Here is an 11,703-nt window from a genome sequence, read left to right on the forward strand (position 1 = left end):
CCGAACGCGCAAGGCCTCCTGCGGGCGGCCTTGCCAGGGAAACGCAATGACAAAACTGCCACTGTTCGACCCCGAGCTGGCCAGGCCGGCGCTGGTCGATACGACTGAATCCGGCAAGGCGCTCACCGCGCGCACGATGCAAGGAAAAACCATGAGCAACAAGAAACTCTCGCTGCTCGACCCCGCGCTGGTAAAACCGGCGCTGGTCGACTCGTTCAAAAAACTCGCGCCGCAGGTGCAATGGCGCAACCCGGTGATGTTCGTCGTCTACCTGGGCGCCATCCTCACCACGCTGCTGCTGGGCCAGGCGCTGATCGGCCAGGGCGAAGCACCGACCAGCTTTATCGCCGCCATCGCGCTGTGGCTGTGGTTCACCGTGCTGTTCGCCAATTTCGCCGAAGCGCTGGCCGAAGGCCGCAGCAAGGCGCAGGCGGCCAGCCTGCGCGACACCAAGAAAAACGTGCTCGCCAAGAAGCTGAAATTGGCCACGCACACCGCCGGCTACGAAGTCACCGACAGCGCCAGCCTGAAAAAGGGCGACGTGCTGCTGGTTGAGGCCGGCGACGTGGTGCCGCTCGATGGCGAAGTGATCGAGGGTGTGGCCTCCGTCGACGAATCGGCGATCACCGGCGAATCGGCGCCGGTGATCCGCGAATCGGGCGGCGACTTTTCGGCGGTCACCGGCGGCACGCGCGTGCTGTCGGACTGGATCGTCGTTCGCGTCACCGTCAACCCGGGCGAAGCCTTTCTCGACCGCATGATCGCCATGGTCGAGGGCGCGAAGCGCCAGAAAACGCCGAACGAAATCGCGCTGACCATCCTGCTCGTCGCGCTGACCATTGTCTTCCTCGTTGTCACCGCGACGCTGCTGCCCTTCTCGCTGTTTTCGGTCGCCGCATCCGGCGCCGGCAGCCCGGTCAGCATCACCGTGCTGGTCGCGCTGCTCGTGTGCCTGATTCCGACGACCATCGGTGCTCTGTTGTCGGCGATTGGCGTGGCAGGAATGAGCCGCATGCTCGGCGCAAACGTCATCGCCACCTCGGGCCGTGCGGTGGAGGCCGCAGGCGACGTCGACGTATTGCTGCTCGACAAGACCGGTACGATCACGCTGGGCAATCGCCAGGCCGTGCGCTTTCTGCCGGCCGCGGGCGTGGGCGAACAGGAACTCGCCGACGCCGCGCAACTGGCGTCGCTGGCGGATGAAACGCCGGAAGGCCGCAGCGTCGTCGTACTCGCCAAGCAGCGTTTCAACCTGCGCGAGCGCCAGCTGCAAAGCCACGAGGCCGAGTTCATTGCCTTCAGTGCGCAAACGCGCATGAGTGGCGTCAACTACGACGGCAGGCAGATCCGCAAGGGCGCGATGGACGCGATCCGCCGCCATGTCGAGGCACAAGGCGCGCGCTTCCCCGAAGGCATGCAGGCGCTGGCCGACGAGGTCGCGCGGCGCGGCGCGACACCCTTGCTGGTGAGCAGCGACGAGCGCGTGCTCGGCGTGATCGAGCTGAAGGACATCGTCAAGGGCGGCATCAAGGAACGCTTTGCCGAACTGCGCGGCATGGGCATCAAGACCGTGATGATCACCGGTGACAACCCGCTGACCGCCGCGGCCATCGCGGCCGAAGCCGGCGTCGACGATTTCCTTGCCGAGGCCACGCCGGAAGCCAAGCTGGCGCTGATCCGCCAGCACCAGAACGAAGGCAAGCTCGTCGCAATGACGGGCGACGGCACCAACGACGCACCGGCGCTGGCGCAAGCCGACGTGGCGGTGGCGATGAACACCGGCACGCAAGCGGCGAAAGAGGCCGGCAATATGGTCGACCTGGATTCCAACCCGACCAAGCTGATCGAGATCGTCGAAATCGGCAAGCAGATGCTGATGACGCGCGGTGCGCTGACGACCTTCTCGGTATCCAACGACGTCGCCAAGTATTTCGCCATCATCCCGGCCGCGTTTGCGTCGACCTATCCGCAGCTCAATATGCTCAACGTGATGGGGCTGGCGACACCGGCGTCGGCGATCCTGTCGGCGGTGATCTTCAACGCGATCATCATCGTCTTCCTGATCCCGCTGGCGCTGCGCGGTGTGCATTACAGGGCGCAGGGCGCGGCGCAGCTGCTCAGGACCAATCTGCTGGTCTACGGCCTGGGCGGGCTGATCGTTCCCTTTATCGGCATCAAGCTGATCGACCTGCTGCTGGTCGCACTCGGCCTGGTTTGAGTACATCTGAAACCTGATTATTGATCCGGCCCTCAGAAGTATGAATTTCCGTAGGAGCGAGCTTGCTCGCGAAGCATTACTGATCGCGAGCAAGCTCGCTCCTACGAGTGAAAACATCAGAGGGCCTGATCAATAGAACCCCTGCTCGGCAAGCATTCGCATCATGTTCGTCATGCCGGCGCAGGCCGGCATCCAGTCGGCAGAATTTGCAAAAGACCCTCTGGATTCCGGCTTTCGCCGGAATGACGACGAGAATGCTGAAGTGTCTTGCCAGACAAAAAACGTCACTGGGTATATGCCCACAGCCAAATCCATGAAAAGGCTGCAGCCCTATACCCAACGCATAACGGCAGAGACCGCGCCAGGCGGCGCGCCCGCCGTACTTTTCAAGGAGATTGCCATGCTGCAACACCTTCGCCCCGCACTTACCTTGTTCGCCCTGCTGACGCTGGTGACCGGCGTCGCCTACCCGCTCGCCACCACCGCCGTCGCCCAGCTGGTTTTCCGCCACCAGGCCAATGGCAGCCTGATCGAGCGCGGCGGCAAGCCCGTCGGTTCGGCGCTGATCGGGCAAGCCTTTAGCGGCACGCCGTATTTCTGGGGCCGCCCGTCGGCGACCGCACCCGTGCCCTACAACGCCGGTGCGTCGGGCGGCTCCAACCTCGGCCCGACCAACCCGGCGCTGCTGGCCGCCATTGAAGAGCGCGTGAACGCCTTGCGCGCCGCGCACCCGGAACAAACCGGCCCGGTGCCGACCGAACTCGTTACCGCCTCGGCCTCGGGCCTGGACCCGCACATCAGCCCGGCCGCCGCCGAATACCAGGTCTGGCGCATCGCCAGGGCGCGCAATCTGCCGGTGGCGCAGGTACGAGGTCTGGTTGCTGCGCACACCGAAGGCCGGCAGCTGGGGATTCTGGGCGAAGCACGCGTGAACGTGCTGGAGCTTAATCTGGCGCTGGATGCGCTGGGTAAGGGTGGCGCCTGAGTTAATGGCATTGCAGGTGTTTAGCGCCTTGCGGCGTGACGTTTGCATGCCGGGAGTGCCCGGCGGCTTCGTTTCTTTTGGCGAGACAAAAGAAATGAAGCCGTCCGCCGGACGGAACCGGCATGCAAACACTGCGCCGCAGGCGCAGAACAAATCAAACCCATGCAGAAGCACCACCAGTGGCAAGGCTTCGCGAGCAAGCTCGCTCCTACGACTGGCACCATCAGCGGGACAGAAGAATAATCAAAGGCATAAGCTCCCAAACAAATGAACATGAAGCCCGCAAGCACATACCCTGATAAGAAAACCAAAGCACCATGACCGACAACGATCGCCCCGACCCCGATGCCCTGCTCGCCGAACTGCAACGCGCCGAAGAACTCGCGCGGCGCGGGCGGCTGAAGATCTTTTTTGGCGCCTGCGCCGGCGTGGGCAAGACCTGGGCCATGCTGGCCGCCGCGCAGGCCCGCGTTCGCGAGGGCGGCGAGGTGCTCGTCGGCGTCGTCGAAACGCACGGCCGCAGCGAAACGCAGCAACAGCTGCAGGGGCTGGAAGTGCTGCCGGCGCGGCTGGTCGAGTTTCACGGCCGCAAGCTGCCGGAATTCGATCTGGACGCCGCGCTGGCGCGTGCGCCGGCGCTGATTCTCGTCGACGAATTCGCGCATTCCAACATTCCCGGCAGCCGCCACGCCAAGCGCTGGCAGGACGTCGACGAGCTGCTTGCCGCCGGCATCGACGTCTACACGACGCTGAACGTTCAGCACCTGGAAAGCCTCAACGACATCGTCGGCCAGATCACCGGCATCGTGGTGCGCGAAACGGTTCCCGACCGTATTTTCGACGCGGCGAACGAGGTCACGCTCGTCGATCTGCCACCCGAGGAGCTGCTCGACCGCCTGGCGCAGGGCAAGGTCTACCTGGGCCAGCAGGCCGAGCGCGCGGCCGAGCATTTCTTTCGCAAAGGCAATCTGCTGGCGCTGCGCGAGCTGGCGCTGCGCCGCACCGCCGACCGGGTCGACGCGCAGATGCGCGCCTACCGCGCCGACCAGGCGATCCAGCCGGTGTGGCAGGCGCGCGAGCGCCTGCTCGCCTGCGTGGGCCCCGGCGCCGACGGCGAGAAGCTGATCCGCAGCACCGCCAGGCTGGCCGCCGCGCTGCATGCCGACTGGCTGGCCGTGTATGTTGAGACGCCGAAACTGTCGCGGCAAAGCGCACAGCGGCGCGCGCGCGTGCTGGCCAATCTGAAGCTCGCACAATCGCTGGGCGCGGAAACCAGCGTGCTCGCCGGCGCCGGGCTCGAAGGCACGCTGCTGGCCTATGCGCGCAGCCGCAATGTTTCCAAGCTGGTGGTCGGCAAATCGCTGCGCGGCGGCGCTTCCAGGCTGTGGCAGACGCCCTTGTCGGAAAGGCTGGCGCAGGCCGCCAGCGATGTCGATGTCTACGTCGTCGCGCACGAGCTCGATGGCGGGAATGCGGGGCAGGACAAGACCGGCAGCAGCCTTTTGTTCAGCGATGCGCAGCCGGCCGCGCGCTGGCCGGGCTATCTGGCCGCGACCGCCGCCTGCGCGCTGACCACCGCCTTTGCCGCCGCGCTGCTCACCGTGTTCGACCCGGCCAATGTCGTCATCCTCTTTCTGCTCGCCGTCGTGCTGGTGGCGATACGCTGGGGGCGCGGGCCCGGCGTGCTGGCGTCGGTGCTGTCGGTGCTGGCCTTCGATTTCTTCTTTATCGCGCCCAAGCTGTCGCTGACGGTGAACGACACACAGTACCTGTTTACCTTCGTGCTGATGCTCTCGGTGGCGCTGATCATCAGCCAGCTCGCGGCGCGGCTGCGCTTCGAGGCGCGCATCGCCACCTACCGCGAGCGGCGCACGCGTGCGCTCTACGAGCTGGGCCGCGAGCTGGCCGGCGCGCTGACCGCCGCCAGCGTCGTCGAAACCGGCAGCCAGCGCATCGGCGAGCTCTTTCATGCACGCACGCTCTTGCTGCTGCCCGACGCGCACGACCGGCTGCAGCCGGCCGGCGATGCGGTCGGCTTTGATCCCGGCCTTGCGCAATGGGTGTTCGACCACGAGGAAACCGCCGGCAACGGCACGCAAACGCTGCCGGCCGCCAGCGCGCTGTATGTGCCGCTGAAGGCGCCGATGCGCATGCGCGGCGTGCTCGCGCTGATTCCCGGCGACCAGAGCCAGCTGGCCAGCCCGGAACAGCAGCGCCTGCTGGACACCTGCGCCAGCCAGATCGCGCTGTCGCTTGAGCGCGTGCACTACGTCGAGGTGGCGCAGGACGCACTGGTGGCGATGGAATCCGAACGCCTGCGCAATAGCGTGCTCTCGGCGGTATCGCACGACCTGCGCACGCCGCTGACCACGCTGGTGGGCCTGACCAGCCTGCTGCAGGGCGGCCGGCTCGACGCCGGCGAACAGCAGCAGACGCTGGTCGCCATCGCCGAGGAAATCCAGCGCATGAACAGCCTGGTTGCCAATCTGCTCGACATGGCGCGGCTGCAGTCGGGCGTGAAGCTGCAAAGGGAATGGCAGGTGCTCGAAGAAGTCGTCGGCAGCGCGGTGCGCGCCTGCGCGGCGCGGCTGGCGCAGCACCGGCTGGCGGTCGAACTCCCCGCCGACCTGCCGCTGCTCGACTACGACGCGGTGCTGATCGAGCGCGTGCTGGTCAACCTGCTGGAAAACGCCGCAAAATACACGCCGGCCGGCAGCGCGATCACCATCGCCGCACGACTGGCCGGCGACGTGGTCGCGGTCAGCGTCAGCGACGACGGGCCGGGCCTGCCGGCAGGCGCTCCGGAACGCCTGTTCGCCAAATTCAGCCGCGGCGCGGCGGAAACGAACACGCCGGGAGTCGGGCTGGGACTGGCGATCTGCCGGACCATCGTCGAGGCGCACGGCGGACGCATCGTTGCGGAAAACCGCAAGCCGCATGGTGCGGCATTCACCTTCACCCTGCCGCTGGGCCAGCCGCCGGCACTCACACTCGAGTAGGCATGAACGAGCATCCCGCCACCGTGGTTTTCATCGAAGACGAAGCCCCCATCCGCCGTTTCTTGCGCACCATGCTGGAACACGCCGGCCTGCAGGTCCATGACGAGGAAAATGGCCGGCGCGGACTGATCGCGGTGGCGGCGCGCAAGCCCGATCTGGTCATCCTCGACCTGGGCCTGCCCGATATGGACGGCGTCGAGGTGATCCGCCAGCTCCGCGACTGGAGTGACCTGCCGATTCTCGTGCTCTCGGCGCGCGCGCAGGAGGCCGAGAAGGTCGCTGCGCTCGACGCCGGCGCCGACGATTACCTGACCAAACCCTTTGGCGTCGACGAATGCCTGGCGCGCGTGCGCGTGCTGCTGCGCCGCCACGCCGGCCACAGCGCGCGCAACGAACAGGTGTTCAGCTTTGGGCAGGTGCGGGTCGATCTGGTGCAAAGGCTGGTGTTTCGCAATGAAGAGGCGGTCCATCTGACGCCCATCGAATACCGGCTGCTGATGACGCTGATCCGGCATGCCGGCCGGGTGCTGACGCACCGCGAACTGCTGCGCGAAGTCTGGGGGCCGAACCACAGCGAATCCAGCCAGTATCTGCGCGTGTACATGGGGCATTTGCGCCAGAAGCTGGAAGACCAGCCCGCCCTGCCCAGGCATATCCTGACGGAGACAGGCGTCGGCTACCGGCTGGCGCCCTGATACCCTGATGCACTGCCCACCCTGGCCTTGATTGGAAATTGCATGGGTATACGGACCAAAGCCAACAGCTTGAATGGCTGCATGGCAATACCCTTGCGACCCAACCCGGACGACCCGGGCAAAACCCGGCGCAGTCTGGCTCTGGCAAATCAGCAATCAGCGTTTTTTTGCTTGCCGGTCTTTTCTTTCCGGCTTTGCCGGACAGCGCCCTGCAGGCTGTCGAGAACAGCCTGCTAATCGGGTGTCGCCGCTCCTCTGGCGCGCCATTCCCACAACAGCCATACCCGCCACTGCCGCAGCAGGTCCGGCGCGGCGCTGTCTGGCCAGAGCACGAGCCGCAGGCTGCCGCGCTGGTCACGCAGGCTGAGGACGATCAGCCCGGCCAGGACGCGACTGTCGGGCTGGATGCTCAGGGTGCGCGCAGCGGTTCCGGCGGCGTGTACCAGCACGCCATCGGGCGTCATGGCCAGCGCGCGCCAGCCGGTGCGCCAGGGCCGGCACAGCCAGCCATGCAGCAGCAGACCTAGGCTCGCCGTGATGGCCAGCCAGACGGGCAGCACGCTGCAGCCGAGCAGGGCAAGTGCGTGGCTGGCCAGCCACACGCCGCGCTCCCAGCGCGACGCACGGCGGTGCAGCTCGGGCAGCATTACTCGATCTGGATGGCGCCGGAAACCTGCACGCTCAGGCGCGATTCACCCGATTCCAGCGGCGGCGCGGCTTCGGCCGCCATGCCGACGGCCATCGCCTTGCGGGCATAGGGCATGGGCGGAGGCATGCCGCCGGTATTCACATTCACATGCAGGAGCTTCCAGCCCTGACCTTGCAGCTGCTTTTGCAGCAGCGCCGCACGCTGGCGGAACTGGCGCAAGCCCTCTTCGATCAGCAGGTCTTCGGTCTTGCTGCGGCGCTCGTCCGACACGCTGTAATTGACCGATTCCAGCTGCAGCGACAAACCGCTGCCTTGCGGTTTTTGCAGCTCGCCGATCAGCTTCGAGAGCGCGGCAAAATCGCGCGAGGCGACACGCAGCTCCCCCCGGCTGCGCCAGCCGTCCTGCTTGCCGGTCTTGTTGTTGTATTGCGGGTAGGTGCTGTAGCCGGTGCCTTTCGACTGCACCTCGCTGACCTGCTGCACGCGCTTGAGCGCCTGCGCCAGCGTCTGGTTGATGCGTTCGGCCAGCTTGCCGGGATCGGTATCGCTGCTTTCGACGAACAGCACGGCCATGGCAAGATCATTTTCAACCGCCTGCACGGCGGTCGTTTCGAAATTGACCACGTTGAACAGCGGCGCTTCGGCGGCAATGGCCGGCGCGGCAAGGCACAGGGTCAGAGCCAGTGCGGAGAGCTTCATGGGCATTTCCTCAGTGGTAGGCGTGATCGGACGGGGTATTGTGGATTTCGTCGGAAACGGCATCCATGACACCGAGATGGATTTCGATGTCAAACCATTCCCAGAACAGCTTCAGTGAACGTTTTTCCGGCCACAGGCTTTCGTCGCTGACCCAGGAGGCCAGCTCCATTTCAAAGAGCTTGTCGGCAATGTCGTCGATATAGGCAATGCCGTCTTCGGGTTCGCTGGCTTCCGGAATCAGCACCACGGTGCAATCGCTGCGCACCTCGTCCAGCGACAGGATGACATCGTTGCCGGGCAACTGGTTCAGCCAGTCCAGGAAAGCCTGCTTGGGGCGGATGATGGCGGCGGAACGGTCGACAATGAACATGGGTTTCTTTCTCCGGTAAAATCTGCCTGCGATACTAGCAGCTGGCGCCATGGCGCGCAGGCAATCATCAATCATCCTTGCAGAACGGCATGTCAGCATGACGACAAATACCAGCACTACCTCACTGCAAACGGTGAACTGGCGCGCGGCAATCATGCTGCCGGGCAATCCGCAGCCCCTGCACGGCCGCATTACGGGCGCCAGCGAGCAGCAACTGGTTGGCCTGTTTCCGGTCAGCGTGCCGGTGAAAGACTGCCGGCTGTATCTCGACCTGCTCGATCCCGAGCGCAAGACACATTGCTATGTGGATTGCCGGGTGAAGATCACCACGCAGACGCTGGTGGGTCAGATCAGCCAGTTTCGCGTTTTCATGCAAATCGTCGAGCTGCAGGACGAGCAGCGACGCTTTCTGCTGGCCCGCCTGCCGCGCCACTGAAACGACCTGGCTGGACTGGCGGTGCCGGGCCGGCGCAAACACGGATACGGCTCCTGAACGGCAATCAGGCGCCCGGTCGGACGCCTGATGCCATGCCGGGCACTGCCCTATTTGCTTCGGAGCTTCAGCGCTTGCCGCCACGGCGGCGCGCGGTGGTGCCTGCGGCCTTCTCGCGGGGCGCACTGCTGCGCGTCCTTGCGGATCGCTCGCCCTCGCGCGGCCTGATTGCTGCATCCAGCTGGGCCGGGCGCTCTTCGACCAGCACGAAATCGATCTTGCTCGTTTCCAGATCGACGCGCACGACCTTGATCTTGACGCGGTCGGTCATGCGGTAGACGCGGCCGCTGCGCTCGCCGCGCAGTTCGCGCCGCGCTTCGTCGAAATGGAAATAATCGGCGCCCAGCTCGGACACGTGCACCAGCCCCTCGACATAGACATTGTCGAGCAGCACGAACATGCCAAAGCTGGTCACGGCGGACACCACACCCTCGAAGACCTCGCCCACCTTGTCCTGCATGTAGAAGCACTTCAGCCAATTGGCGACGTCGCGGCTGGCATCGTCCGCGCGGCGCTCGGTCAGCGAGCACTGGATGCCCAGTGCCTCCCATTTCATCGCCGGCTTGTATTTCTTGCCAGCCAGCACCGCCTTGATGGCGCGATGCACGAGCAGATCGGGATAACGGCGGATCGGTGAGGTGAAATGCGCGTAGGCCTCATAGCTCAGGCCGAAGTGGCCGGCATTGGCCGGCGTGTACACAGCCTGCTGCAGGCTGCGCAGCAGCATGGTTTGCAGCAGCTCGGCATCGGGGCGCAGCTTGATTTTCTGCAGCAGCTCGGCGTAATCGCCGGCCTGCGGGTCTTCATCACCGCCCAGCGTCAGCCCGCAGGTACGCAGGTATTCACGCAGATAGGCGAGCTTTTCCGGGGTCGGGCCTTCATGCACACGGAAAAGCACCGGGTGCTCATTCTTGATCAGGAAGTCCGCCGCAGACACATTGGCCGCCAGCATGCATTCCTCGATGAGCTTGTGCGCGTCGTTGCGCACGACCGGCACGATTTCGCGGATTTTGCCGTTGTCATCGAAGCGCATTTCGGTTTCGGTCGTCTCGAAATCGATGGCGCCACGCACGGAACGGGCCCTGGCAAACGTCTGGAAGAGCGCGTAGAGATCCTGCAGATGTGGCAGCAGCTTCTTCTCGGCCTTGCTGGCATCGCTGTCATTCTGCAGCAGCGACCAGACACGCGTGTAGGTGAAGCGCATTTTCGACTGCATCACCGCCGGGTAGAAGCGGTATTTCTTGATTTCGCCCTTGGCCGACACCTTCATGTCGCAGACCATGCACAGGCGTTCGACATCCGGATTGAGCGAGCAGATGCCGTTGGAGAGCTGCTCGGGCAGCATCGGAATGACGCGGCGCGGGAAATACACCGAATTGCCGCGCTCGATCGAGGTGTGATCCAGCGCATCGCCGGGCTGTACGTAATGGCTGACGTCGGCAATGGCCACGACCAGCCGCCAGCCCTTGCCGGATTTTTCGGCATACACGGCATCATCGAAATCGCGGGCCGTCTCGCCATCGATGGTCACCAGCGGCAGCTCGCGCAGGTCCTCGCGCTCGACCGTGCCATGCACGGCCTTCCAGTCGCTTTTCTTGACCTTGGCCGGCGTTTTTTCCGCCTGCGCCAGCGCTTCGTCGCTGAACACGTACGGCAGATTGTGCTTTCTGAGCGCGATTTCGATTTCCATGCCCGGATCGGCATAGTTGCCCAGAATCTCGATCACCCGGCCGACCGGCTGCGTGTAGCGCGCCGGCTGGGTAAGCAGCTCGATCATCACCACCTGGCCCACCGTCGCCCCCAGCGAGCCCTTGGGTTCGATCAGGATTTCATGGCTGATGCGCTTGTCTTCGGCGGTGACATAGAAAATGCCGCGCTCGGCACGAAAGCGCCCGACCAGCTTCGAATTGACGTGCTCCAGCACTTCGACGATCGCACCTTCGCGGCGGCCACGGCGGTCCACGCCGATCTGGCGGGCCAGCACGCGATCACCGTGCAGCACCTTGGCCATTTCCTTGGGGCCGAGAAAGAGGTCTTCGCTGCCATCATCCGGCTGCAGGAATCCGAAACCGTCGGCGTGGCCCAGCACCTTGCCGGCGATCAGGTCGATCTTGGCCGGCAGGCACAGCGCGCCCTTGCGGTTGATCATCAGCTGGCCTTCACGCTCCATGGCGCGCAGGCGCCGCTCGAACGGCAGGCCTTCTTCTTCATTGATGCCCAGCTGGCGGGCCAGGTCTTCGACAAACAGCGGTGCCCCGGCGGCTTCCAGCAGTTGCAGCAGGTATTCGCGGGACGGCAGGGGATTTTCGTAGCGCTCGCGCTCGCGTTCGAGGAAAGGGTCCTGAGCACGCAAGGCATTGATTTTACGACTGCGGCGCCGGGCTGGCGCGGTCGTGGCGGGAGTTTCGGTAAAATTCTTTTCTTTTTTGATTGACATCGTCTCTGCTTTTCTCAATAATTCGCGTCCTCTAAGCAATGCACTGCAGGACGCGCAAGCGAATTGTAGCGTACTTGAAGAGCCCAGGTGGCGGAATTGGTAGACGCACTAGGTTCAGGTCCTAGCGCTCGCAAGGGCGTGGAAGTTCGAGTCTTCTC

9 protein-coding genes are annotated in these 11,703 nt (G+C 64.7%); 5 read left to right on the plus strand and 4 right to left on the minus strand.

From position 1 onward, the window contains the following. Nucleotides 1-46 precede the first annotated feature (46 nt). The 4 genes from kdpB (at nucleotide 47) to kdpE (ending at nucleotide 6,897) form a co-directional block, all read left to right on the plus strand. The gene (gene kdpB / locus C515_RS0108170) at nucleotides 47-2,218 is read left to right on the plus strand and encodes a potassium-transporting ATPase subunit KdpB (protein WP_444541988.1); all 2,172 of its coding nucleotides are present in this window, start codon (nucleotides 47-49) and stop codon (nucleotides 2,216-2,218) included. A 400-nt stretch (nucleotides 2,219-2,618) separates the two neighbouring features. Then, nucleotides 2,619-3,203 (plus strand): potassium-transporting ATPase subunit KdpC, encoded by a 585-nt coding sequence (gene kdpC / locus C515_RS0108175; protein ID WP_028455116.1) that lies wholly within the window; start codon nucleotides 2,619-2,621, stop codon nucleotides 3,201-3,203. A gap of 317 nt (nucleotides 3,204-3,520) precedes the next feature. Further along, nucleotides 3,521-6,202, plus strand: coding sequence for a DUF4118 domain-containing protein (locus C515_RS0108180; protein ID WP_028455117.1), 2,682 nt, complete (start codon nucleotides 3,521-3,523; stop codon nucleotides 6,200-6,202). A 2-nt stretch (nucleotides 6,203-6,204) separates the two neighbouring features. Continuing rightward, nucleotides 6,205-6,897 (plus strand): two-component system response regulator KdpE, encoded by a 693-nt coding sequence (gene kdpE / locus C515_RS0108185; RefSeq protein WP_028455118.1) that lies wholly within the window; start codon nucleotides 6,205-6,207, stop codon nucleotides 6,895-6,897. 233 nt (nucleotides 6,898-7,130) lie between these two features. Here the strand turns inward: kdpE and C515_RS0108190 are convergent, their stop codons facing one another. From C515_RS0108190 to C515_RS0108200, 3 genes are read right to left on the minus strand one after another with little or no spacing between them, the layout of a single operon-like run. After that, on the minus strand, nucleotides 7,131-7,544 hold the full coding sequence (locus C515_RS0108190) for a hypothetical protein (RefSeq protein ID WP_028455119.1): 414 nt from the start codon (nucleotides 7,542-7,544) through the stop codon (nucleotides 7,131-7,133). Beyond that, the gene (locus C515_RS0108195; protein WP_028455120.1) at nucleotides 7,544-8,245 is read right to left on the minus strand and encodes an SIMPL domain-containing protein; all 702 of its coding nucleotides are present in this window, start codon (nucleotides 8,243-8,245) and stop codon (nucleotides 7,544-7,546) included. The genes C515_RS0108190 and C515_RS0108195 overlap by 1 nt, the downstream gene beginning before the upstream one ends. A 10-nt stretch (nucleotides 8,246-8,255) precedes the next feature. After that, a complete protein-coding gene (locus C515_RS0108200; RefSeq protein WP_028455121.1) occupies nucleotides 8,256-8,615 on the minus strand; it encodes a hypothetical protein in 360 nt (119 codons plus the stop codon). 97 nt (nucleotides 8,616-8,712) lie between these two features. Between C515_RS0108200 and C515_RS0108205 the strand changes: the two genes are divergently transcribed. Beyond that, a complete protein-coding gene (locus C515_RS0108205; RefSeq protein WP_028455122.1) occupies nucleotides 8,713-9,051 on the plus strand; it encodes a hypothetical protein in 339 nt (112 codons plus the stop codon). Between the two features lie 124 nt (nucleotides 9,052-9,175). Here the strand turns inward: C515_RS0108205 and rnr are convergent, their stop codons facing one another. Then, nucleotides 9,176-11,545 carry a ribonuclease R gene (rnr, locus tag C515_RS20270; RefSeq protein WP_051304774.1) on the minus strand — a complete coding sequence of 790 codons (2,370 nt, stop codon included), beginning with the start codon at nucleotides 11,543-11,545 and terminating at the stop codon, nucleotides 9,176-9,178. Between the last annotated feature and the right edge of the window lie 158 nt (nucleotides 11,546-11,703).

The sequence above is a fragment of the Chitinilyticum litopenaei DSM 21440 genome (assembly GCF_000428145.1).
Taxonomy (GTDB): domain Bacteria; phylum Pseudomonadota; class Gammaproteobacteria; order Burkholderiales; family Chitinibacteraceae; genus Chitinilyticum; species Chitinilyticum litopenaei.

Bases quoted from the DNA above. Each gene is read 5' to 3' on its own strand.
- C515_RS0108205 (WP_028455122.1), top strand. From the start codon at position 8,713: ATGACGACAAATACCAGCACTACCTCACTGCAAACGGTGAACTGGCGC.
- C515_RS0108180 (WP_028455117.1), top strand. From the start codon at position 3,521: ATGACCGACAACGATCGCCCCGACCCCGATGCCCTGCTCGCCGAACTG.
- kdpC (WP_028455116.1), top strand. From the start codon at position 2,619: ATGCTGCAACACCTTCGCCCCGCACTTACCTTGTTCGCCCTGCTGACG.
- C515_RS0108195 (WP_028455120.1), bottom strand. From the start codon at position 8,245: ATGAAGCTCTCCGCACTGGCTCTGACCCTGTGCCTTGCCGCGCCGGCC.
- C515_RS0108200 (WP_028455121.1), bottom strand. From the start codon at position 8,615: ATGTTCATTGTCGACCGTTCCGCCGCCATCATCCGCCCCAAGCAGGCT.
- C515_RS0108190 (WP_028455119.1), bottom strand. From the start codon at position 7,544: ATGCTGCCCGAGCTGCACCGCCGTGCGTCGCGCTGGGAGCGCGGCGTG.
- rnr (WP_051304774.1), bottom strand. From the start codon at position 11,545: ATGTCAATCAAAAAAGAAAAGAATTTTACCGAAACTCCCGCCACGACC.
- kdpE (WP_028455118.1), top strand. From the start codon at position 6,205: ATGAACGAGCATCCCGCCACCGTGGTTTTCATCGAAGACGAAGCCCCC.
- kdpB (WP_444541988.1), top strand. From the start codon at position 47: ATGACAAAACTGCCACTGTTCGACCCCGAGCTGGCCAGGCCGGCGCTG.